Here is a 265-nt window from a genome sequence, read left to right as displayed (position 1 = left end):
ATTTTGGACAGACTTGTCCAATAAAACAAGTTGCCCTTTTTTCACCATATGCATAGCTTCTATTCCAGAAAGAATGGATGTAGCTGTGCGAAAGGATTTCAATCCTAACATCGAACGAACCCGCTTTTTAATAAACCGATGATCTTGTTCCACTATGTTATTGAGATATTTCACTTGCCTTAGTTGGATGCCTAATGGCATCTTTTTTTCTTTTCTCAATTCTTCAACTGCTATAGGATAAGCTGGATTCTTATCTACTGTCACG

Annotated in this window: 1 protein-coding gene; it reads right to left on the bottom strand. The window is 37.0% G+C overall.

Going from position 1 to position 265, the window contains the following annotated elements; genetic code table 11:
• The coding region (locus BAQ49_RS23580; RefSeq protein WP_116733497.1) for a DDE-type integrase/transposase/recombinase at positions 1-265 on the bottom strand (265 nt) is incomplete at both ends.

It is taken from the genome of Bacillus proteolyticus (assembly GCF_001884065.1).
Taxonomy (GTDB): Bacteria; Bacillota; Bacilli; order Bacillales; family Bacillaceae_G; genus Bacillus_A; species Bacillus_A proteolyticus.
The sequence above is the reverse complement of the archived record's forward strand: the minus strand, read 5'-3'. Positions and strand labels throughout refer to the sequence as shown.